Annotated in this window: 23 protein-coding genes and 1 tRNA gene; 18 read left to right on the forward strand and 6 right to left on the reverse strand. The window is 66.8% G+C overall.

All coding sequences use genetic code 11. The annotated features are described in order from the left end of the window. Window positions 1-14 precede the first annotated feature (14 nt). The 13 genes from N2K95_RS02320 (at window position 15) to csrA (ending at window position 10504) form a co-directional block, all read left to right on the forward strand. On the forward strand, window positions 15-326 hold the full coding sequence (locus tag N2K95_RS02320) for a flagellar FlbD family protein (protein WP_260652743.1): 312 nt from the start codon (window positions 15-17) through the stop codon (window positions 324-326). Next, on the forward strand, window positions 326-1129 hold the full coding sequence (locus N2K95_RS02325; protein WP_260652744.1) for a motility protein A: 804 nt from the start codon (window positions 326-328) through the stop codon (window positions 1127-1129). Before N2K95_RS02320 ends, N2K95_RS02325 begins: the two co-directional genes overlap by 1 nt. Beyond that, window positions 1126-1941: an OmpA/MotB family protein gene (locus tag N2K95_RS02330; RefSeq protein WP_260652745.1), complete on the forward strand. Its 816-nt coding sequence runs from the start codon at window positions 1126-1128 to the stop codon at window positions 1939-1941. Before N2K95_RS02325 ends, N2K95_RS02330 begins: the two co-directional genes overlap by 4 nt. Window positions 1942-2040: 99 nt before the next feature. Then, window positions 2041-2910 (forward strand): flagellar motor switch protein FliM, encoded by an 870-nt coding sequence (locus N2K95_RS02335; protein ID WP_260652746.1) that lies wholly within the window; start codon window positions 2041-2043, stop codon window positions 2908-2910. Between the two features lie 3 nt (window positions 2911-2913). Further along, window positions 2914-3615: a flagellar motor switch protein FliN gene (gene fliN / locus N2K95_RS02340; RefSeq protein WP_255793595.1), complete on the forward strand. Its 702-nt coding sequence runs from the start codon at window positions 2914-2916 to the stop codon at window positions 3613-3615. Next, entirely contained in the window at window positions 3615-4118 is a 504-nt protein-coding gene (locus N2K95_RS02345; protein WP_260652747.1) for a FliO/MopB family protein, read from the forward strand. Before fliN ends, N2K95_RS02345 begins: the two co-directional genes overlap by 1 nt. Further along, the gene (gene fliP, locus N2K95_RS02350) at window positions 4115-4966 is read left to right on the forward strand and encodes a flagellar type III secretion system pore protein FliP (protein ID WP_260652748.1); all 852 of its coding nucleotides are present in this window, start codon (window positions 4115-4117) and stop codon (window positions 4964-4966) included. The genes N2K95_RS02345 and fliP overlap by 4 nt, the downstream gene beginning before the upstream one ends. Next, window positions 4966-5241 (forward strand): flagellar biosynthesis protein FliQ, encoded by a 276-nt coding sequence (gene fliQ / locus N2K95_RS02355; RefSeq protein ID WP_255793592.1) that lies wholly within the window; start codon window positions 4966-4968, stop codon window positions 5239-5241. The genes fliP and fliQ overlap by 1 nt, the downstream gene beginning before the upstream one ends. Then, window positions 5242-6000, forward strand: coding sequence for a flagellar biosynthetic protein FliR (locus N2K95_RS02360; RefSeq protein WP_260652749.1), 759 nt, complete (start codon window positions 5242-5244; stop codon window positions 5998-6000). Then, window positions 6001-7128 (forward strand): EscU/YscU/HrcU family type III secretion system export apparatus switch protein, encoded by a 1128-nt coding sequence (locus N2K95_RS02365; RefSeq protein WP_260652750.1) that lies wholly within the window; start codon window positions 6001-6003, stop codon window positions 7126-7128. Beyond that, entirely contained in the window at window positions 7125-9182 is a 2058-nt protein-coding gene (locus tag N2K95_RS02370; protein ID WP_260652751.1) for a flagellar biosynthesis protein FlhA, read from the forward strand. The genes N2K95_RS02365 and N2K95_RS02370 overlap by 4 nt, the downstream gene beginning before the upstream one ends. After that, a complete protein-coding gene (locus N2K95_RS02375) occupies window positions 9157-10164 on the forward strand; it encodes a hypothetical protein (RefSeq protein WP_260652752.1) in 1008 nt (335 codons plus the stop codon). The genes N2K95_RS02370 and N2K95_RS02375 overlap by 26 nt, the downstream gene beginning before the upstream one ends. A 76-nt stretch (window positions 10165-10240) precedes the next feature. Continuing rightward, window positions 10241-10504 (forward strand): carbon storage regulator CsrA, encoded by a 264-nt coding sequence (gene csrA, locus N2K95_RS02380; protein ID WP_260652753.1) that lies wholly within the window; start codon window positions 10241-10243, stop codon window positions 10502-10504. Between the two features lie 399 nt (window positions 10505-10903). On the opposite strand, the gene N2K95_RS02385 is transcribed toward csrA, so the two are convergent. From N2K95_RS02385 to tmk, 4 genes are all read right to left on the reverse strand, one after another. Continuing rightward, window positions 10904-10976: transfer RNA gene (locus N2K95_RS02385), tRNA-Thr, on the reverse strand. A 140-nt stretch (window positions 10977-11116) separates the two neighbouring features. Further along, window positions 11117-12682: an alpha/beta hydrolase gene (locus tag N2K95_RS02390; RefSeq protein ID WP_260652754.1), complete on the reverse strand. Its 1566-nt coding sequence runs from the start codon at window positions 12680-12682 to the stop codon at window positions 11117-11119. A gap of 67 nt (window positions 12683-12749) precedes the next feature. Further along, window positions 12750-13892: a DNA polymerase III subunit delta' gene (locus N2K95_RS02395; protein ID WP_260652755.1), complete on the reverse strand. Its 1143-nt coding sequence runs from the start codon at window positions 13890-13892 to the stop codon at window positions 12750-12752. Then, window positions 13889-14491, reverse strand: a complete 603-nt coding sequence (gene tmk / locus N2K95_RS02400; RefSeq protein WP_260653701.1) for a dTMP kinase — start codon at window positions 14489-14491, stop codon at window positions 13889-13891. The genes N2K95_RS02395 and tmk overlap by 4 nt, the downstream gene beginning before the upstream one ends. Before the next feature lie 162 nt (window positions 14492-14653). Between tmk and N2K95_RS02405 the strand changes: the two genes are divergently transcribed. Both N2K95_RS02405 and N2K95_RS02410 read left to right on the forward strand, forming a co-directional pair. Continuing rightward, window positions 14654-15799, forward strand: a complete 1146-nt coding sequence (locus N2K95_RS02405; RefSeq protein WP_260652756.1) for a trans-sulfuration enzyme family protein — start codon at window positions 14654-14656, stop codon at window positions 15797-15799. An 18-nt stretch (window positions 15800-15817) separates the two neighbouring features. Next, a complete protein-coding gene (locus N2K95_RS02410) occupies window positions 15818-16141 on the forward strand; it encodes a DUF2516 family protein (RefSeq protein ID WP_255793704.1) in 324 nt (107 codons plus the stop codon). A 333-nt stretch (window positions 16142-16474) separates the two neighbouring features. On the opposite strand, the gene N2K95_RS02415 is transcribed toward N2K95_RS02410, so the two are convergent. Beyond that, window positions 16475-17269: a methyltransferase domain-containing protein gene (locus N2K95_RS02415; protein ID WP_407080109.1), complete on the reverse strand. Its 795-nt coding sequence runs from the start codon at window positions 17267-17269 to the stop codon at window positions 16475-16477. Between the two features lie 627 nt (window positions 17270-17896). Between N2K95_RS02415 and N2K95_RS02420 the strand changes: the two genes are divergently transcribed. Beyond that, on the forward strand, window positions 17897-18649 hold the full coding sequence (locus N2K95_RS02420) for a phosphoglyceromutase (protein WP_260652758.1): 753 nt from the start codon (window positions 17897-17899) through the stop codon (window positions 18647-18649). An 82-nt stretch (window positions 18650-18731) separates the two neighbouring features. Here N2K95_RS02420 and phoU read toward each other — a convergent pair whose 3' ends face one another. Continuing rightward, a complete protein-coding gene (gene phoU, locus N2K95_RS02425) occupies window positions 18732-19394 on the reverse strand; it encodes a phosphate signaling complex protein PhoU (RefSeq protein ID WP_260652759.1) in 663 nt (220 codons plus the stop codon). A 206-nt stretch (window positions 19395-19600) separates the two neighbouring features. Here phoU and N2K95_RS02430 point away from each other — a divergent pair, with 206 nt between their 5' ends. After that, window positions 19601-20761, forward strand: a complete 1161-nt coding sequence (locus tag N2K95_RS02430; RefSeq protein ID WP_260652760.1) for a sensor histidine kinase — start codon at window positions 19601-19603, stop codon at window positions 20759-20761. Beyond that, window positions 20758-21438 carry a response regulator transcription factor gene (locus N2K95_RS02435; protein WP_255793578.1) on the forward strand — a complete coding sequence of 227 codons (681 nt, stop codon included), beginning with the start codon at window positions 20758-20760 and terminating at the stop codon, window positions 21436-21438. The genes N2K95_RS02430 and N2K95_RS02435 overlap by 4 nt, the downstream gene beginning before the upstream one ends. The last annotated feature ends 57 nt before the right edge of the window (window positions 21439-21495 follow it).

Consider the following 21495-nt stretch of genomic DNA (forward strand, 5'->3'; position numbering starts at 1 on the left):
GCCTGGACGGGTCAATGATTGTTCTTACGCGTCTCAATGACGCTCAGTTTGCGATCAACCCTGACCTGATCGAACGGATCCACTCGAATCCGGACACCACCCTGGTGATGGTCGACGGCGCCAAGTACATCGTGACTGAAAGCCTCCAGGACGTCATCAACCGGATCGCCGGCTACCGGGCCATGGTGATCTCCATGGCGCGGGACATCCCCCCGCAGTCCGCCGGGCGTCCCCTGGGACTGGTTCCCGACGCTCTTTCGGAAAACCCGTCCGGGGACAAAGCATCCGCCGGCAAGACCGTGCCCCAACGCCTTAGGAACGACTAATGGATCCAGCAACAATTATCGGCTTAGTCCTCGCCTTCGGGTCGCTTTACGCCATGATCACCCTCGAAGGTGCCCATGTCTCCGCGCTGCTGCTGCCGGCACCAATGATCCTCGTCTTCGGCGCCACCATCGCCGTGGGCCTGGCCGGCGGCACGTTCAAGGACTTCGTGCTGTCCTTCAAGTCCCTGCCCCGCGCCTTCATGGGCAAGACGCCCCGCCCGCAGGAAACCATTGACCGCGTAGTGCTGCTCGCAGAAAAGGCCCGCAGCGAGGGCCTCCTTTCCCTTGAACAGGACGCGGCCGAGGCGGAGGATCCCTTCCTGCGCACGGCCCTGCAGAACATCGCCGACGGTACCGACGGCGAAGAACTGCGGATGCTGCTCGAAGACGAAATCGCCAGCAAGGCGGCCACGGACAAGATTCCGGTGAAGTTCTTCAACAGCCTCGGCGGCTACGGACCCACCATCGGGATTATCGGCACCGTCGTTTCACTCACCCACGTCCTGGAGAACCTCTCCACCCCGGACCATCTGGGGCCCATGATCGCCACTGCCTTCGTGGCCACCCTTTGGGGCCTGCTGTCTGCGAACTTCATCTGGCTGCCCATCAGCACCCGCCTCAAGCGGCTGGCGGAACTTGAAGCGGATGAAATGAACCTGCTGATGGAAGGCGTCCTGGCACTCCAGGCCGGGAGCCAGCCGCGCCTGCTCGGCGAGCGGCTGCGGGCCCTGGTCCCTTCACACGCCCTGTCGGGGAAAACCGAAAAGGCTGAGCAGACAGACCTGGTCCGGGACGCAGCGTGAGCACCAGTCGCCGGCGTCCCAAACAGCATGAAGAGGACGAGCATCCGGACGAACGCTGGATGGCCTCCTACATGGATATGGTCACCGTGCTGATGTGCATGTTCATCGTGCTTTTTGCCATGTCCACCGTGGATGCAAAGAAGTTCTCCCAGCTGAAGGAGTCACTGGCCACGGGCTTCGGTGCCGAAGAGACCAACACAGTGGATACCGCCGTGGGCATCATTGTTCCGCCGGAGCAGGTCGATGATGAAGAGGTCATTGAGCCGGAGGCGTCACTGGCTGCCCTGGCAGCGCAGGAGGTCCAGGACCTGACGGAACTGCAGGACGCCATTTACGCCGGGTTGCAGGAAAAGGGCCTGGAAGAGGCGGTCCGGTTCGAGATTGACGAGCGCGGACTGACCATCCGTCTGGTCAGCTCCGACATGTTCTTCGATCCGGACATGGCTGACCTTACGGCGCAGGCAGTGCAGGTGCTGGATACCGTGGGGCCGGCATTGGCTCCCACCACCTATGAAGTCTCCGTGGAGGGCCACACTGCGCAGGTGCGGCAGTTTGCGGACAACGCCCTGGACTGGGAACTGTCCTCCTCGCGTTCGGTGAACGTCCTCCGGTACCTGGTGTCCAACGGGGGAGTGACCCAGGAACGCATCAAGGCAGTGGGCTACGGTGAATCGCGTCCGCTGACGCCGGGAAAAACGGCGGAGGAGCTGGCCCGCAACCGGCGGGTGGATATTGTGGTGCTCTCCGGACAGCGGGAGGACGTCCGCGCGCTGATGCCCGCCATCGCCGCCGAAGGAACGCCGGGCTCCTGAGCGGCGCCGGCCGCGGCTGCCGGCACGGATCTCCTAACCAGCCGGCGGTGGGTGCCGATAGTTCCCCTTGTGACGGTCCAAGAATCACCTTCCTTAGCTGTGCCCCAAGATGCCAAGCCCGTGATGGCGTATGACTTCAGCCGCCCCACCACGCTTGCCCGTGAACATACCCGGGTGCTGGAAATGGCCTTCGAAACCTTTGCCCGCCAGTGGGGAACGCAGCTCACCGCCAAGGTTCGGGTCCTCTCCCAGGTAACGAGGGAAGAGGTCCAGGTGCTCAGCTACGACGAATACGCCGGGTCGCTGCCGGACAGCACCTGCATGGTGTTGTTCGACGTGGCCGGAATTTCAGCCAAAGCCGTCATCCAGTTCCCCATTCCCGCCGCCCTGACCTGGGTGGGGCACATGCTTGGCGGTACCGGTGCCCAGTCTGCGCCGGAGCGGAAATTCACCCATATCGAGCAGGCCCTGCTGGACAAAATCATGGACGACGCCGTGGAGGACCTGCATTACTCCCTCGGGCACCTGATGACCGCACCGCTGAGCCCGGCCTCCATCCAGTACAACTCGCAGTTCGCGCAGGCCGCAGCCTCCCGGGACGCCATGATTGTCGCCGGCCTGGAGATGGTGGTGGGCGACAGTGCTGCCCCCGCCACCATCGCCATCCCGGCCGCCGCCATCCTTCCCCGGCTGGACCCGCTGGGCGCCCAGTCCAGCACTGCACCAGCAGCCGAACTGGTTCGGATGCAGCTGGCACAGGTGCCCGTGAAGGTCTGCCTGCAGCTGGAACCCATCACCGTGTTACCCGCCATGGTGCTCAATCTTGCCGTTGGGGATGTCCTGAATCTCGGCCACCCCCGCCACCGCCCGCTGAACGTCACTGTTGACGGACAGACGCTGGCGCAGGCAGCCGTAGGAGCCAGCGGGTCGCGCCTGGCCGGCAGCATCGTTCATATCGAGGAGAAGTAACCCATGTCCAGCCCCCACAGCCTGCACGCCGACGCCGTTTCCGCACTGGTGCGCGGCCTGCCCACGCCCCTTGTCCTGGAACCGATCCCGCACACCGGAGCAGGAGTGCCGGCGTCGCACACGGCCACGGCAGTCACCGCATCCTTCGTAGGCACCGAATCGGCGGACCTGGCCCTGGTCCTGGACAGCTCCTCACCGCTGGCCGACGTCGCCGGCACCGACTCGGCGCTCGTCTCGGCGGCTGATGTGCTGCGTCCCTCGCTCGAAGCTGCCAGCGCCACGCTGGGTGTCGGCGTGCTTGGCGAGGCCCGCACCGAGGACGCCTCCGCCCTCTTTGCGGACCCGGACAGCGTTGTCTTCGAACTGCGCTCCCCGGAAGGCACCGCGGGGTGGTTTGCCATTCGGCTGCGGGACACCCCGGGCACCCCGGGCGGGACCGGCGATCCTTCGATCATCGGCAAGATGGGCCGCATCAACAACATTGAAATGGCCCTGACGGTCGAGATCGGGCACACCCGCATGTCCGTGCGCGACGTCCTGAATCTCGAACCCGGCCGCGTGGTGGAGCTGGACCGCTCCGCCGGTGCGCCCGCCGACATCCTGTTGAACGGACGGCTGATCGCCAACGGCGAAGTTGTGGTCATTGACCAGGACTATGCCGTGCGGATCACGAAAATCCTGGACGTGGTCGAGGGGCTCAATTAGTGGACACCCTGTTTCTGGGACTCCGTGTCCTGGTTTCGCTCGGCGCCGTGCTCGGACTCCTGTGGTTCCTGCAGCGCCGGTTTAGCCGCACCATCGGGTCCGCCGGTACGAACCAGCCCGTGCGCGTGGTCAGCCGCCAGCCGTTGACCCCCAAGACCTCCCTGGTCATGGTGGAAACCGACGGGAAGCGGCTCCTGCTCGGGGTGGCCGAAGGATCGGTGAACCTGCTGCACGCCACGGAGATTCCGGTGGAATCCTCCCCGGATGCCGCCTCCGATGCCGCTTTTGCCGCCTCGCTGAAAGCCGCCGAGGCAGGGCGCCCTTACCCGTCCGGCGCCGTCGACTCATCCTCCGGATTGCCGTCACGCCGCTCCGGACGTGGGGCCCACGCCCTTCCGCCCATGACGCCGGTGCCCGCAAAATCGGCCCTGGCAGGCTCCATCCTCGCCCCCGAGACCTGGCGCCAGGCCGGCACCGCCCTGCGCCGGGGACGCAAAGGGTGAGCGCCGCCGTCAACGCGGGCAGGGCCAGGCACGCCCTCACGCTGGCCGCTGCCCTGCTCTTCGCCGTCGCTGCGCTGCTCCTGTTGGGGGCCGCCGCCGGGCACGCCACCACCTTCGATCCGCCGGCTCCGTCGGCGCCCGCTGACCCGACCGCACCCACCGAGCCCGACGACGGCGGCGGGGTGAGCATCGACATCAACGGCCAGGACGGCGCACCCTCCACGGCCGTGACCACCCTGATCGGCATCACCCTGCTTTCCGTGGCGCCGTCGCTGCTGCTGATGCTCACCTCCTTCACCAAGATCTTCGTGGTGCTGGCCATGACCCGCAACGCACTGTCGCTGCCGTCAATCCCGCCCAACCAGGTCCTGGCCGGGCTGGCCCTGTTCCTCTCACTGTTCATCATGGCGCCGGTGATCAGCGAGATTAACAGCCTCGCCGTGCAGCCCTACCTCGACGGCGACATCAACTTCGACGCGGCCATCGATACCGGGACCGGGCCGCTGCAGCAGTTCATGCTCGCCCATACCCGCGAAGAGGACATTGCGCTGATGACCCGCGCGGCCGGGCAGGAGAACCCTGAAAGCCCCGAGGCCGTTCCGCTGACCACGCTGATCCCGGCGTTTATGATCTCCGAACTGCGGGCAGCGTTCATTATCGGTTTCGTCATTTTCATCCCGTTCCTGGTCATTGACCTGGTGGTGTCTGCCGCGCTGATGTCCATGGGCATGATGATGCTCCCGCCGGTGATGATCTCGCTGCCGTTCAAGATCCTGCTGTTCATCCTCGTGGACGGCTGGGGATTGATCATTACCTCGCTGGTCAACAGCTATCAGGGCGGCACTTAGTGGATACAAACGCCGTCCTGGACATCGCCACACAGGGACTGTGGGTCGCCGCCAAGCTTTCGGCACCCGTGCTGATCACGGCGCTGGTGGTGGGGTTTGCCATCTCGCTGCTGCAGTCCATCACCCAGATCCAGGAAGTCACGCTTTCCTTCGTGCCCAAGGCCATCGCCGTGGGCCTCGCCCTGCTGGTCTGCGGACACTGGATGATTGCGGAAATGGTGTCCTTCACCCACGAGATGTTCCAGAGGATCCCGTCGCTGCTCGGCGGAGGCTAGATGAACATCACCCTTGACCAGGACTGGATCGAGGCGTTCCTGCTGGCCTCGGTCCGGATGGTGGCCTTCCTGATCATCGCACCGCCGTTCTCCTACAATGCCTTCCCGGCCCGGATCAAAGTCATGCTGGGGCTCGGTCTGGGGCTGGCCATAGCCCCGCAGGTGAGCGAGGGATACAGCGCCCTGGGCACCGGGGCGTTCTTTATGGCCGTCGTGATGGAACTCCTGGTCGGCGTGGTGCTGGGGTTCCTGGTGCTGGTGGTGTTCTCGGCCGTGCAGTCTGCCGGCAACCTGATTGACACCTTTGGCGGCTTCCAGTTGGCCCAGGCCTTCGACCCGCAGTCCATGGTCAACGGCGCCCAGTTCACGCGCGTCTTCCAGATCACCGCACTGGCACTGCTTTTCGCCTCGGACGGGTACCAGCTGATCATCGGCGGGCTGCTGCGCAGTTTCACGGCGCTGCCGCTGACCGGCGGCCTGGATCTGGGTGAACCCGTGGCGGCATTGACCGCCGCCGTGTCGCAGATGTTCCTGGCCTCGGTGCAGATTGCCGGTCCGCTGTTGGTGGTCCTGTTCCTGGCCGACGCCGGGCTGGGCCTGCTCACCCGGGTGGCCCCGGCCCTGAACGCCTTTGCCCTCGGCTTCCCGCTGAAGATCCTGCTGACGCTGTCCCTGGCCTCCATGGTCTTCCTGGCCCTGCCCCGCATTGTGTCCGGGCTGGTCTCCACCATCGAGCGCGCCCTGACGGGGGTGGGATAGATGCCGGAACAGGACTCGGGGGAAAAGACCGAGCAGGCCACCGACAAACGGATGAAGGAAGTCCGGTCCAAAGGCCAGCTCTCCCGCTCGGAGGACCTCACCGCCTGGGTGGGAGTGGGTGTAGCCGCCCTCATGATGCCGGTGACCATCTCCCGCGGTTCCGAGGCAGGCGGGGAGATCCTGGCCGGCGTCGCCACCACCATTGCGAACCCCGATCCCGAGTTCGCGCTGACCCAGATGTACGAGGGGCTGGGCACCCTGGCCTTCGTCCTGGGTCCGCTGCTGGGGGTGGTTGCGGCCGCCGTGCTGCTCACCGCCGCCGTCCAGGGCGGGATCCACATGAAGAAATTCAAGGGCAAGTTCGAACAGTTCAACCTGGTTGCCGGCGTCAAACGCGTCTTCGGTACGCAGGCGCTGTGGAACGGTGCGAAGTCCCTGCTCAAGACGGCAGTCGTGGGCCTGGTCCTGTACGCCGTGATCCAGCAGCTGATGCCCGTGCTGATGGCTGCCGGCGGGCTGCCGGTCTCGGCCGTCCTCGAAGCGGCAACAGGCGGCACCGTATCCCTGCTGCAGGCCGCCGTCGCCGCAGGCCTGATCCTCGCCGCGGCGGACATCATGGTGGTGATGAAGCGCAACCGGAAACGGACGCGCATGAGCAAAAAGGAAGTCAAGGACGAAAACAAGAACAGCGACGGCGACCCGATGATCAAGTCCCAGCGCCGGTCCCGGCAGCTGGCCATGAGCCGGAACCGGATGATCGCCGCCGTGGCGGATGCCGACGTCGTCCTCGTGAACCCCACGCACGTGGCCGTCGCCCTGAAATACGAGCCGGGCAAGTCCGCGCCGCGGGTCGTGGCCAAGGGTGCGGACAACATTGCCACCCGGATCCGCCAGGAGGCCGAAAAGCAGGGCGTTCCCATGGTCTCCGACATCCCGCTGGCCCGTGCCCTGCATAGCGCCTGTGAACTGAACTCCGAAATTCCCGTCGAACTCTACAACGCCGTCGCCCGCGTCCTGGCCTTCGTTATGGCCCTGAAGCGGCGCGGCGCCGCCCGGGGCATGCACACCATGGCGCCCGCACCGCCCGAACCCGGAACCACCCCACAACACCGTAAGGCCGCGTCATGAAGAACAATCGGAACCTCCTGAAACTTGCCGTCCCCGTCGGCGTCATCGGCATCATCCTGCTGCTGGTGGTGCCCATCCCCGCCGGCCTGCTGGACATCCTGATCATCATCAACATCCTGCTGGCCCTGGTGATCCTGCTGACCACCATGTTCGTGCGTAAGCCGCTGGACTTCTCCGTGTTCCCGTCCCTGCTGCTGGTGGCCACCCTGTTCCGGCTGGGCCTGAACGTGGCCTCCACCCGGCTGGTACTGGGGGAGGGGTACGCAGGCCAGGTGATTGAAGCCTTCGGGCACGTGGCCGTGGGCGGTTCGCTGATCATCGGCGCGGTGATCTTCCTGATCCTGGTGGTCATCCAGTTCGTGGTGGTGACCAAGGGTGCCGAGCGCGTGGCCGAAGTGGGTGCGCGGTTCACCCTGGACGCCATGCCGGGCAAGCAGATGGCTATTGACGCAGACCTCAACGCAGGCCTGATCACCGATACCCAGGCCCGGGAACGCCGGGCCGAAGTGTCCGCGGAAGCTGACTTCTACGGCGCCATGGACGGTGCCTCGAAGTTCGTCAAGGGTGACGCTATTGCCGGCCTGATCATTATCATCATCAACCTCATCGGCGGCATCGCCATCGGCATGATCCAGCGCGGCATGAGCGCCGGCGAAGCGGTGAGTACCTACAGCCTGCTGACCATCGGCGACGGCCTGGTCACGCAGATCCCCGCCCTGCTGATGGCCGTCTCCACCGGCATGATCGTCACCCGGTCCAACGCCGAGGCGGACATGGGCTCCACGGCCGGCGCGCAGCTGGGCCAGTCCCGGAACGCCCTGATGATCGCAGGCGGCGCGGCCATCGTGATGGCGCTGATTCCAGGCATGCCAGCACTTTATTTCATCATCATCGGTGCCCTGCTGCTCTTCATTTCCCAGCGGATCAAGACGAAGGAAGCGTCCGACCAGGCAGAGAAGGACTCGGCACAGGCAGCACTGGATGCACCCGCCAGCTCCGAGACCACGGAAGACCTGATTGAACAGATGCGCGTCCACGCACTGGAAATCCTGCTGGCACCGGACCTGGTGGACATCGTCACCGGTGGATCCGACGACCTCCTCGCGCGGGTCCGCGCACTGCGGCGCAAGATCGCCATGGATCTGGGCATCGTGGTGCCTCCGGTCCGCACCCGCGACAGTGTGGACCTGCCGCCGTCCACCTATGTCATCCGGATAGCCGGCGTGGAGGCCGGACGGGGGGATGCCCCGGCGGGCAAGATCCTGGCCCTGGGCGACTATCTGGAAGGGCTGCCCGGAACCGCGACTGTGGAGCCGGTATTCGGGCTGGCCGGCAAATGGGTCCCGGCGGAAATGCAGCACGCGGCGGAAATGTCCGGAGCCACCGTGATTGACCGGGTCTCCGTCCTGGTGACGCATCTTTCCGCGGTGATCAGCGCCAACGCTGCCCGTCTGCTCACCCGTGAGGATGTCCGGGTCCTGACCGAGGGAGTCAAGCTGGTCAACCCGTCCGCCGTGGAAGAACTTGTTCCCAATGTGCTCTCGCTCGCCGAAGTGCAGCGTGTGCTCCAAGGACTGCTGGCGGAACAGATCCCCATCAATGACCTGCCCCGGATCTATGAGTCGCTGCTGCTGCGGGCCAAGGTCTCCCCGGATCCGGAGGGACTGATAGAAACCGCGAGGACCGCCCTCGGCCCCGCGCTGGCAGCCCAGTATATTGCCGACGGGGTGCTGCGCGTCATCATGATCGACCCGGCGCTGGAGCAGTCCATGCTCGAAGCGCTGCGGCCCTCGGACCAGGGCAGCCAGATCCTGCTTGATCCGGCACGGGTGGAAACCGTGCTGGCATCGCTGAAGAACGCCGTGGCTGCTGCCGAAAACGCCGGATACAACGCGGTGCTGGTCTGTGCTCCGGCCCTGCGCCCGGCGATTCGGCGGCTGGTCTCCGCACAGACCGGCGGCCTGCCGGTGCTGTCCTATCAGGAGGCCACAGCGGGTAATGTCGGTATCGAGACTGTAGGGGTGGTACGTGGAACCGAGACGATTTCAGCTTGAGGGGCCGTCGCTTGACGTCCTGAAAGCCCAGGTATTGGCCGAACACGGCCCCCGGGCACGGATTGTTGCCGCGGAAAAGGTGACCGTGGGCGGGATCGGCGGTTTCCTGTCCCGCCAGCACTATGAGGTGACCGTGGAGCTGCCGCCCAGCGGCCGGCGTCGTGCACCTGTGGAACCGGACCTGCCGAGCAGGACCGTGCCCGGCAGTGCCGGAATTTCCGCCCTGCTCGAGGAGGCGGAGCGGGCCGAATCCACTTTGCACCCCGTCGCCCCCTTCGTCCCGGACGTTCCGGCACTGGCGGTGACGCCTGCTGTCTCCACCGGATCCCATGCGTTCGCCGAACTGATGGATACGCTCGCCGCGAGCACCGGCACTCCGGCGCAGAGCCCGGTTCCTTTCGTCCCCGACCAGCTGCCGCCGAGCCAGGCAGCGTCGGGCTGGATCCACCAGAGCATGGAACCTGCCCGGCGCAGCGCGGTCCCCATGGCTCCCGCGCCCCTCGACGGCGCCGGAGACCTGGTGATGGTGGTCGGTCTGGGTGATGACGCGCTGGAGGTCTGCCGGTCCATGGCTGAGCAGTCCGGCGCGGGGGCGGCAGCCGTCCGCGTGGCCGGCGTCCTGGAGACCGACGGCGTAGGCCGCGCCGCGGACCGGCGCGCAGTGGCAACCGCGCGCGCTGCCGGTGTGATGGCCGGCCACAGCATCTTCCTGGCCTACGGGCTGGGACGATCCGGCACCGAAATGGGCAGGCATTCGACGCTGATTTCCGCCCTGGCCGCGGACCAGGTCTGGGTGGCGGTCGACGCCGGCCGGAAACCGGAAGACACAGCCGCCTGGGTGGGGGCGGTGCGTGCCGTCGCAGCAGTGGATGCCGCTGCCGTCGAAGGCATTGACACCACCGGAACGCCACAGTCCGTCAACGCGCTGGGCCTGCCGATCGGCTGGCTCGACGGCGGCCCCTCGCCCACGCCGGTGCTCTGACCTCCGGGCTCCCCGTCGCCGTCAGGGGCCCTTCCCGGCCAGCGTCAACGGCCCCGGCGTGGGGTAGAGTGGGCGAATGCTGGTGCTAACACGCAGGTCCGGGGAACAGATCCTGATCGGGGATGACATTGTCATTACCGTCCTGGATTCACGCGGCGACGGCATCCGTATCGGCATCGATGCTCCCCGCGGCGTCAAAATCCAGCGCAACGAGGTACTGCGGGCAGTGGAAGAAGCCAATATGGCCGCCAGTGCCGCCGCTGTACCGGACGCCGAAGAGCGCATCAAGGCGCTGCTGGCCGGGAGGACCCTTCCGCCGGAAACCGACCCCGCTTCCTAACCTGTTCCGGCCTTTCCCTTTCGGCCGCTGAGCCTCTTTTCGCACGCCCGAAAGCAGAAACCCCCGCCGTTTCTTGGGGAAAACGGCGGGGGTTCCTGGTCAGATGCCCGGGGACGGCCGGGCGTATCAAGGGGCCGGCAGCTAGGTTCCACCGCGCTTGAGCGGTTGGTGCCCAGCCCCCGGGGGGTTGCACCCGGCACAGACCGGGACGGCGAATTGTCCCTACGTCCTGAGGTCTGTCCCGTTTGCTGTCCCGAGACTATGACCGCGGACAGCGGGAAAGCCCAAAGCATGGCGCAAGGAAGCCGGAAGTTCTGCGCAGTTTTTCCGCAAGACGCCCCTGGCGGACCTGCCCCGGACAACAGAAAACCCCCGGCATAAATGCCGGGGGTTTATCGGAGCCTCCTGCCAGAATCGAACTGGCGACCTTCTCATTACGAGTGAGACGCTCTACCAACTGAGCTAAGGAGGCGGGCTTCAGCTGTCCGTTACCGGCCAGAATCCACAAGGAATTACTTTATACGTACCGGCGGCGCGGGGTCAAAACGGCTGCCGCCCCGGCCACCCGTCACCTGCAGCGAAAGCCCCGGAACGGGCACCGCCCTGCGGAGATCAGCAGACCGTATTGTCCTCCGGCACGGTCCCGTCCACGAAGTAGTCATCCACCGTGTCTTCGATGCACTGGCTGCCGCGCCCGTACGCCGTATGGCCCTCGCCTTCCCACGTCACCAGCACCGCGGACTCCAGCTGTGCGGCCAGGGCCTCGGACCATTCGTAGGGGGTGGCGGGGTCGCCGGTGGTGCCGACCACCAGCAGGTCCGCCGCGCCGGAGGCCTTGATGGGATGCGGTTCATTCACCGGTGCGTGGGGCCAGGCCTCGCAGGTGACGCCGCCGTAGGCCAGGTACTTGCCGATGGTGGGGGACGCCGCCTGAAGGTCCCGGGCGTCCGCTGCCATCTGTGCGTCGTCGCTGACCATGGGGTAGTCGAGGCAGTTGACCGCGTTGAACGCGACGGTGCTGTTGGACTGGTACGTGCCGTCTTCCGCACGGTCCGCACTGATGTCCGCGAGGCGGAGCATATACGTCGGGTCGCCCTGCAGCGCGGTCTCCAGTGCCTGCGAGAGCACCGGCCAGTTGGCATCGTCGTACAGCGGAAGAATGAAGCCGCTGACAAAGGTGGAGACCGTGACGAGCCGCCCGTCGGCCGCCGTCATGGGACTGGCCTCGACGGAGGCCAGCAGCTGGCGGATGGTGGCGATGCCGTCGTCGGCGCTGCCTTCGAGCGGACAGTTGCTGCCGGTCACGCAGTCCTCGACGTACGCGCGGATGGCCTTTTCAAATGCAGCGGCCTGGCCGAGGGTGACTTCCTCGTTGGTGGACGCAGGGTTCAGGGCGCCGTCGAGCACCAGCCGCCCCGTCTTCTCCGGGAAGAGCTCGGCATAGGTGGCGCCGAGGTAGGTGCCGTAGGAGAACCCGAGGTAGTTGAGTTTTTCATCGCCTGCAACGGCCCGCAGGATGTCCATGTCGCGGGCAGCACTGGCCGTGTCGACGAAGCCGAGCAGTTCGCCGGTCTCCGCCGCGCAGGCATCCGCGAACTCCTTCGCGCTGATCCGCGAGGCGGCCAGACCTTCGGGGGTGCTCGGATCGATGTATTCGGCCCGGGCCTCGTCCATTTCCTCATCGCTCAGGCACTGAACCGGGGTGGACCGCCCAACGCCGCGCGGATCGAACCCGAGGATGTTGAAGTTCTCCCGCAGCCGGTCGCTGGTGATGTTTTCCAGGGACTGGTTGACGACGTCGTAGCCGGATCCGCCGGGACCGCCGGGGTTGATCAGGATTGTGCCCCGGGCTTCCTCATCCGCCTCCGCCATGATCACTGACAATTCCACCGTGGCCGCATCGGGGTCTGCATAGTTCATGGGGACGGTGACGGAGGCACAGCGGAAGTCTCCTTCGCACTCCGACCAGGTGACGTCCTGGCTGTAGAACTCCCGGAGCTCGTCCGGCACGTCGCCAATGACATCCGCGGCCGCGGTGGTGGCGGTGTCCCCGCCGCCGGTTTCTTCGGCACCCGGCCCGGAGTCCGCGGTACAGGCGGTCGACGACGCCAGCAGCACCACCGAAGCGGCGGCGGCGGCCAGTCGCGGGAAGCGGCGGCGTGCAGTGGCGGTGGTCATTCTTACTCCTGGAGCGGCTTGGTACGCGGGCCGGCCGGACTGGCGGGATGCGGCGGATAACTGGACATTACAGCAGGCTCAGCGCCATCGCTTCGATCGCCAGCAGCGGGGCGACGTTGGTGGTCACCAGGCGGCGCCGCACGGTGTTGATCTCCTCCATGCGCATCAGCGTCTGCTCCGGAGAGCCGTACGCCGCGAACTCGTCCAGCTCGCGGCGGAGTCCCTCATTGACCAGGGGGCCGGAACCGCCCAGCTGGATCATCAGCACGTCGCGGTAGAAGGAGAGCAGGTCCGTCAGGGCGCGGTCAAAGTAATCGTTCTTGGACCGTTTGGCCCGGCGGACCTGGTCCTCCTCGAGCCGCTTCACCTGGCTCCGCAGCGCCGGGGGCAGCGTGCCGGTGGCGGGTGCGCCGAGCGAAGCCAGCAGCGCTTCCTTCTCCGCGGCGTCGCGCTGTTCAAAGGAGCTCGCGGCCTCCGCTTCGGCCAGTGCCACCAGGTCCGCCGCGGCCTTCATGGCGCCGGAGACATTCCACAGCGACAGGGGCAGCCGCACAATGCTCTCGCGGCGCTGCCGCGCACCCTCGTCGGTGGCCAGGCGCTTGGCGACGCCGATGTGGCTCTGCGCGGCCCGGGCAGCGTTCAGTGCGACCTCCGGATCGATGGCGTCGCGCCGGATCAGGAGTTCCGCCACGTCCTCCACCGGCGGCAGCCGCAGCCCCACGGGACGGCACCTGGACCGGATGGTGACCAGCACGTCGCCCGGGCTGGGTGCACAGAGCAGCCAGATGGTCCGAGGCGGCGGCTCCTCAATGGCTTTCAGCAGCACGTTGGTGCTGCGCTCCTGCATCCGGTCGGCGTCCTCCACGATGATGACGCGCCAGCGGCCGGTGGACGGCTTGTCCTGGGCCTTCCGGACCAGTTCGCGGGCCTCATCGATGCTGATGGTGACCTTTTCCGTGGTGACGGAGGCGACGTCGGCGTGCGAGCCGGCCAGTACGGTGCGGCAGGACTTGCACTCACCGCAGCCGCGCAGTTCCGGGTCCTGCTGCTCGCAGACCAGCGCCGCGGCAAAGGCCCGGGCAGCATTGGAGCGGCCGGAGCCGGGCGGGCCGGTGAACAGCCAGGCATGGTTGGGCCGGGCATCGGCTGCGCCGCGGCGCAGCTGGGCCACCACCGGGTCCTGCCCCTGCAGGTCGTCCCACACGCTCACGGCAGCAGCTTTTCCACGCGGTGCAGGATGGTGCCGGCAAGTTCGTCCACGGGCCGGCCGGCGTCGAGCACCAGGTACCGGTCGGGAGCCGCCTGCGCGGCCTCAAGGAACGCCAGGCGGATCTGCTGGTGGAAGGTGTCCGGTTCGGACTCGAGCCGGTCCTCGGTAGCCTGGCCGGCGGTCCGGCGGTCCCGCCCGCGTTCGGGATCAACGTCCAGCAGGACGGTGAGGTCCGGCTGCAGGCCGCCGGTGGCCCACTCGTTCAGGGTACGGACGGATTCGGTGCCCAGGTGCCGGCCGGCGCCCTGGTAAGCAATGGAGCTGTCAACGTAGCGGTCGCAGACCACCACCGTTCCGTTGGCGAGGGCCGGCTCGATGACCTGCTGGACATGCGCGGCGCGGGATGCAGCGAAGATCAACGCCTCGGTGCGCGCATCGATGTCACCGTTGCCGTGGTCAAGGACCAGGGCACGCAGCTGTTCGCCCACGGGGGTGCCGCCCGGTTCACGGGTGCGCAGGACCGTACGGCCGGTCTCCTGCAGTGCGGCTGCCAGCCGCTGCGCCTGGGTGGATTTCCCGGCGCCGTCTCCGCCCTCCATGGCAATAAACAGGCCGCGGGTTTCAGGGAGATTAGAATTGCTCACCCGCCTAGCCTACCTAGTCCGGCTGGGGAGGCCGGGCGCCGAAGCCGGGCCACCCGGAGCACCGGCGGCACAGTGTCACGGGCACTCCGTGCGGACCGGCGGTCTACGCTGTTCCTTATGAGCCAAACCTCTCCGCACGGGCACGCCGTTTCCCCCGATACCCTCGTCGTTTCCGCGGGACGCCCGCCCCGGGAACACGACGCGCCGGTGAATCCGCCGATCGTGCTGTCCTCCACTTACTTCGGCACGGGAACTCCCGTCCCGGGGGAGCGCGGCTACGGCCGGTATTCGAACCCCACCTGGGATCCCTTCGAACAGGCGCTCGCCGAGCTTGAGGGTGCGGAGCTGCCGGCACTGGTCTTCGGCTCGGGACTGGCGTCCGTGATGGCTGCCCTGTCGCTGGTTCCCGCCGGCGGCGTCGTGGTGATGCCGCGGCACAGCTACCAGGGCTCGCTCCTGCTGGCCGCCGAAGAGGCTGCGAACGGCCGGTTTTCCGTGCGGACGGTGGATATTGACCAGACCGGGGACGTGATTGCGCAGCTCGACGGCGCCTCGATGCTCTGGGTGGAGAGCCCCACCAATCCCATGCTGGAGGTGGCGGACATCGCAGCACTGGCGGAAGCCGCACACGCGGCCGGCGCCCTGGTGGTTGCGGACAACACGTTCTCCACCCCGCTGGTGACCCGGCCGCTGAATCTCGGCGCCGACGTCGTCGTCCACTCCGTGACCAAGTACCTGGCCGGGCACTCCGACGTCGTCCTGGGTGCGGCGGTCACGTCCGATCCGGAACTCCGGAACCGCCTGCTCCGGTACCGCTCGCTGCACGGTGCGGTGGCCGGGCCCTTTGAAGTGTGGCTGGCACTGCGCGGGCTGCGCACGCTGGCCCTGCGGATGGAGCGCTCGCAGGCCACCGCCATGAATCTCGCCCGCCGGCTGCAGACCCTCCCGCAGGTGGAGCATGTGCGTTATCCGGGGCTGCCGGAGGACCCGGGGCATGCCCGGGCCGCCGCGCAGATGTCCGGATTCGGCTCTATTTTGTGCATCGAGGTCGCCGGGGGAGCGGCTGCCGCGGAAAAGGTTGCCGAGGCCGTGGAACTGTGGCTGCCGGCCACCTCGCTCGGCGGGGTGGAATCGCTCATTGAACGGCGGCGCCGCCAGCCCGGAGAGCCGCACACCGTTCCGGAGGGACTGCTGCGCCTTTCGGTCGGCATTGAGAATGTCGAAGACCTGTGGGGGGACCTAGAGCAGGCACTTACACGGTAGGCTAGCGCTGTGGCCCTCATGATGATGATTCAGTATTACCTCTACCTGGCGCTCGGCCTTGTGGCGCTTGGCATTGAACTCTGGGCACTTCTGGACTGCGCCCGGCGCAAGCCCGCTGATTTTGAGCGTGCCTACAAGCGGACCAAGGGATTCTGGCTGGGCCTCACGGGCGGAGCCGCTGCCGTTGGCGTGCTGTCCGTGCTGCTGCCGTCCCTGAGCCTGATCCTGTTCCAGCTTGCCGCAGTTGTTGCCGCCTGCGTGTACCTGGCCGATGTGAAGCCCGCCATAGGCAGTTCCCGCGGCCGCGGGAACAGCAACCAGGGCCCGTACGGCCCCTGGTAAGCGCGAGCCGCTAACCTTCCGTCCGGCCCCGGACCAGCCGTTTCCACGGCAGGTCCGGGGCCGGTTGCTTTAAGCCCTTTCGTCCCCGGCGAACCTGTCGCAGGCGCGTCGGCGTCGCCTGCCCGCCGCCTGCCCGCCGCCGAACCCGTTCGTCGCAGGCGCGTCCGGCCTGTCCGGTGGCGAACCGGCCCGCCGGCGAACCCGTTCGTCGCAGGTGCGTCCGGCCTGTGCGGTGGCGAACCTGCCCGCCGGCGAACCCGTTCGGTGTCGACGCCCTGGGCGCCGACCCGTTCGCCACCGGCAAGCCCCCGCCGGCTCGCACGGCAGGCGTGGCTAGGAAGGGCGGACGGCGTCCCAGGCCACGGTGATTTCGCCCAGCCGCCAGCGCGACGGCCCCGTCAGCAGCGGCACGCCGCCGGCCTTCAACGCGCTGCACATCGCGAGCCAGCGGTGCCGGATGCCGTACGAGGCCATCGGTGCAGCTTCCTCCCACGCCCGGTCCATTGCCTGCAGGAAGGCGTGGACCCGCTCGCCGGGGACGTTGCGGTGGATCAGGGCTTTGGGCAGCCGTTCGGCAACATCGGAGGGGCGCTCGAACGCACCGAACCGCAGGGAAATGCTCAGCGACACCGGACCCGAGGCATCCAGCTCCACCCAGGTGGCACGCCGGCCGATCTCGTCGCAGGTGCCGTCCACGAAAATTCCTCCCGGTGCCAGCCGGGAGCAGACCATGTCCCAATGCTGCGCATAGTCCTCCTCCGCGTACTGGCGCAGCACGTTGAAGGCACGGACCATCACTGGACGGCGCCCGTCCACCGGCAGCTCGAAGCCGCCCTGCCGGAAGCTCAGCCCCGCACGTTCCAGGGGCTTGGCCGCCGCGACGCGGGCCGGATCAATCTCGATTCCCATGACTTCCACGTCTGCCCGCACCAGGCCGAGGCGGCCATGGAGTTCGACGGCGGTGGTGGGGGCGGCGCCGTAGCCCAGATCCACGATCAAAGGGTCGGCGGCCTGCCGCAGACGCCACCGTGCCGGTCCTGCCAGCCAGCGGTCCACCCTTCGGAGCCGGTTGGGGTTTGTAGTGCCCCTGGTCGCAGTTCCTACGGGTTTCAGCTGTTTTTGCACCACCCAATGTTACCGGCCACATGTGGATGCCCCTGACGGCGGCGGGACCGGAGGGCGGGGTGCAGGGAGCCTGGAGGGGAACGGAGTGCCGAGGGGGGCACTATGGACACCGGTGCAGGCGCAGGTTCACCGGGGCCGGGACCGGGGCCGAGAGCCGGGAACCGGGGGTCGGGGGTCGGTCCCGCATCGACGGGGGCCGGTTCACGGGAGGCGGGGGCCGGTTCACGGGAGGCGGGGGCCGAGTCGCCGCCTGCGGACACGGAATCCCATGCAATGGTGCGCCTGTGGCCAGAGGGGTCCCAGGAGAAACAGCAGCACCACCGGATGGGATCCCGTGCAGGCCACTCGGACGATTCTCCGGACGGGACTGATCTACTGAGCAGGTAATGGGCTTATGGCCAACGCATACCGCCGTTATCTGCTCACCAGATGGAAAACTCCCGCGGATACCGCCGTTATCTGCTCACTAGTTCGAGGACCCCCGCGGATACCGCCGTTATCTGCCCACTAGTTCGAGGACTCCCGCGGATACCGCCGTTATCTGCTCACCAGCTTCCGGGCCCCGCCCATCTGCCCGGCCAAAGCGCCGCTGCCCTCCCTGCCGGGTACGCTCTCCGATACCATGCTTATATGACCTACAAACTGATCCTTCTGCGCCACGGGCAGAGTGAATGGAATGAAAAGAACCTCTTCACGGGCTGGGTGGACGTGGATCTGACGGACCTGGGACGTGAGGAAGCCCTCCGCGGCGGAGAGCTCCTGGTTGAGAACAACGTTCTCCCGGACATCCTCTACACCTCCCGGCTGAAGCGGGCCATCAACACCGCCAACCTGGCCCTGGGCGCCGCCGACCGCATCTGGATCGACGTCAAGCGCAGCTGGCGCCTGAACGAGCGCCACTACGGTGCACTGCAGGGCAAGGACAAGGCCCAGACCCTGGCCGAATACGGCGAGGAGCAGTTCATGCTCTGGCGTCGGTCCTACGACACCCCGCCGCCGCCCCTGGCAGATGACAGCGAATTTTCCCAGGCCCACGACCCCCGCTACGCGGACCTGGATTCGAACGAACTGCCGCGCACCGAATGCCTCAAGGACGTGCTGGAGCGTTTCCTGCCCTACTGGGAATCGGACATCTCCAAGGACATCCGCACCGGCAAGACCGTGATGATCGCCGCGCACGGCAACTCCCTGCGCGCGCTGGTCAAGCACCTGGACGGCATCAGCGACGCCGATATCGCGGCCGTGAACATCCCCACCGGCATCCCGCTGGTGTACGAACTCGATGAAGACCTCAAGCCGGTCAAGGCCGGCGGCACCTACCTCGATCCCGAGGCCGCCGCCGAATCCATCAAGGCCGTAGCCAGCCAGGGCAAGAAGAAGTAATAGCTGCCACTGATGCACAAAAGGGCGGTCCCGATTGGGACCGCCCTTTTTGGTGCATCAGGTTTTGCCGCTGGGGGAACGGCTACACGCCCGACTCGGACAGCGGGTGCCACTCGCCGGTCACGAGGTAATTGACCTTGCGGGTGACGGAGACGCCGTGGTCCGCAAAGCGCTCGAAATAGCGGCTGGCCAGGGTCAGGTCCACCGTGCTGACGGCGGGGACGTTCCAGTCCGGGGAGGCAATGGACTTGAAGACCCCTGCATGCAGCTCGTTGATCCGGCTGTTGGCGGCGTAAATTTCCTTGCTCATCTCCAGGTTCCGGGTCTCGAGCAGCTCGGACAGCTGTTCGGAGATGCGGATGTCCAGCTGGGCCATTTCGCGGAAGGTCTCCACCATGTTGTCCGGCACCACATTGGCGGGATAGCGCAGGCGGGCCAGCTGGGCAATGTGCCGGGCCAGGTCGCCCATGCGTTCGAGGGAGGCGCTCATCCGCAGTGATCCCACGATCATCCGCAGGTCGCTGGCCACGGGACCCTGAAGGGCCAGGACGTCGATGGCGCGCTCATCGAGGTCGTTCTGCAGGAAGTCGATCCGCGCGTCGGCGGCGATCACGTCCTGCGCGAGTTCGATATCGGCGCCTTCGAAGGCCAGCGTCGCTTTGCGCATTGCCTCCGTTACCAGCTGGGATATCTGAGTCAGTTCTTCACCGATTTGGTGAAGCTCGGCCTGGAAAACCTTGCGCACTGAAGGGTCCTCTCAAAAACGGGTGGATCGTAGGCGGGCTGCGGGGCGGTGCGGCGGCCTTCGGTACGTCCTGCACCGAAAGCCGCTCCTGCAGGATGTCAGCCGGGAGTGAACCACACGGTGCCCTTAGATGAACGTTAGTTTAACGAATGATCCAAAGCCACCGGTTTCGCTCCGGGGAGCGGAGACCGGCCTAAGCTATGAGAGTGAATCCTGTACTGCTGGCCTTGCTGGCCGGCGTTCTCGGCCTGGTGGTGGGTGTCTTCGGCGTCCTTGCGTACGCGGCCAGCCAGCGGCAGCGGCGGGAGCTGGCGGAGATCTCCGAGCCGACGGTCCCCGAGGGCGCGGCGGAGGTGCTCGGCGTCATCGGACGGGCCTACATCGTTGCCGATGCCATCGACGGCGTCGTCCGGGCCAGTCCCGGAGCCTACGCGTTCGGCCTGGTGCGCGGGCACACGATCGTGAATGACCGGCTGCTGGAGATCTGCGCGCGGGTCCGCCGCGACGGTGTCATCGAGGAGGCCCGGCTGGAGCTTCCGCGGGGCCCTCTTGGTGAAGGGTCCCTCATCCTGCAGGTCCGGGTGGCCACGGTGGGGGAGGAGTACGTGCTGGTCCTGGCCGATGACCGGACGGAGATCACCCGCACTGAGGAAGTCCGCAATGACTTCGTCGCCAACGTCTCCCACGAGCTGAAGACGCCGGTGGGTGCCATTTCGCTGCTCTCTGAAGCGCTGCACGACGCCGCGGGGGACGAGGACGCCGTCCGCCGGTTCGCCGGCCGGATGCACCGGGAATCCACCCGCCTCACCGCCCTGGTGCAGGACATCATCGAGCTGTCCCGCCTGCAGAGCACCGACATCGTGGACCGTGCCAAGCCCGTGGACGTGAACCGGATCCTCGAGGACGCCGTTGAAGCCAACCGGCTGAATGCCGAGAACAAGGACATCGAAGTGATTCTGGGCGGCAGGTCGGATGCCGCGGTCTACGGCGACGCTCCCATGCTGACCACAGCCTTCCGGAACCTGATCGACAACGCCATCCGCTATTCACCCGCAGGCAGCAGGGTGGGAATCGGGCTGCAGTCCCGCAACGGCATGGCCCAGGTGGCCGTAACCGACCAGGGTCCGGGCATCGCCCCCGAGGAACAGGAACGGGTGTTCGAACGGTTCTACCGGATCGACTCCGCCCGCTCCCGGCACACGGGCGGAACCGGGCTGGGGCTGAGCATCGTCAAACACGTCGTCGCCAACCACGGCGGGGAAGTGGACCTGTGGTCCCGCCCGGGGCACGGATCCACCTTCACCGTGCGGCTGCCGGAAATGGACCCCGCAGACATCCGCGAATCGAAACAGGGAGTTCCCGCTTGACCAGAATCCTGATTGTCGAAGACGAGGAGTCCTTCAGCGACGCCCTCTCCTACCTGCTGGCACGGGAGGGATTCGACGTCGACGTAGTGGACAACGGCACCGATGCCGTCACAACCTTCGAGCAGACGGGCGCAGACCTGATCCTGCTGGACCTGATGCTGCCCGGGCTTTCCGGCACGGAGGTCTGCCGGCGGATCCGCCAGCGGTCCGACGTCCCGGTCATCATGCTGACCGCACGCGATGCCGAAATCGACAAAGTGGTGGGGCTCGAAATCGGGGCAGACGACTACGTCACCAAACCGTATTCCTCCCGCGAGCTGCTGGCGCGGGTCCGGGCGGTGCTGCGGCGCAGGGGGGAGGGTGCCGACTTTGCCGGCGCGGCGCTGGAGGCCGGGCCGGTCCGCATGGACGTGGACCGGCATGTGGTGCAGGTCCACGGCGCCAGTGTGCCCTTCCCGCTGAAGGAATTCGAACTGCTGGAACTGCTCCTGCGGAACTCCGGCCGGGTCCTGACCCGCGGCCAGCTGATCGAGCGTGTCTGGGGAGCGGACTACGTGGGGGACACCAAAACGCTCGATGTCCACGTCAAACGGCTGCGGGCGAAAATTGAAGCCGATTCCTCCGCGCCGCGTCACCTGGTGACCGTCCGCGGGCTGGGCTACAAATTCGAGGCATAACCCGAAATGCAGAAGGGGCCGGCGCAGTGCGCCGGCCCCTTCTCTATCTGTTCGGAA

The organism is Arthrobacter zhaoxinii, assembly GCF_025244925.1.
Taxonomy (GTDB): Bacteria; Actinomycetota; Actinomycetes; order Actinomycetales; family Micrococcaceae; genus Arthrobacter_B; species Arthrobacter_B zhaoxinii.